This is a genomic window from Bradyrhizobium sp. MI1.3, from assembly GCF_055811695.1.
The window spans coordinates 1-663 of record NZ_JBVVPQ010000236.1 but is presented as its reverse complement, the minus strand read 5'-3'; the positions used below and the strand labels follow the sequence as shown (position 1 = coordinate 663).

Genomic DNA, 663 nt, shown 5'->3' with positions numbered 1-663 from the left:
AATCTAAAAACGAAATCGCAAGGTTCCGATGCCCGAAGCATCAAAACCCTGCAATCCCAAAACAGTCCACAAAGACAAATGCGATTCTGGCTCAGTCGCTTAGCCGCTCTTCACGGACGACTTTGTACTCCGTGCGGAACAGGCCACGACGTTGCAGCTCCGGCACAAGTCCGCATGGCAGCCTAACCCCGGCAGAGGCTCCACCTGTCGACCCGACCCTGTTCAGACAGCCGGGACCAACTCTGCCTCCCCGGGAAGCCGATGTGAGAGGTCCTCCGCGAGAACGGTCACATTTGGATGCTTCAGAAGGGAACGATGGTCGCCAGGAAGAGGGGGCCCTTCAACGACGCTCTCGAAAGCAGCGTGCCATGGAGTTGCTAGGCTAGTGGACTCCCGAGTGTAATAGACACAGAGCGCCGAAACCTTCTTAGGTACGTATAGTTTGCCCGCGCGAATATGGCGAATGAACAGTTGGAAGATTTCCTCAAGCGCCGGTACACCGATTTTCCATGCACCGAAAGCAGCGCTCGCGAGCGCAGCGAAATCACCCGGCCGAATTTCCATGGTTGCATCGTGTTCAGGCGACAATCCTCCCTCGTTGACAAGGAATGCAAGGAATTCAGACCATTCCTGGTCCAAGGTGAGAGTGGAAGGCGTCCCTAG

General features: G+C 56.0%; 1 protein-coding gene. It reads right to left on the bottom strand.

Features of this window, described 5'->3' with window-relative positions:
• Nucleotides 1-222 precede the first annotated feature (222 nt).
• On the bottom strand, nt 223-663 hold a 441-nt coding region (locus tag AC0L3A_RS40820; RefSeq protein ID WP_473256592.1), incomplete at its 5' end, for a hypothetical protein.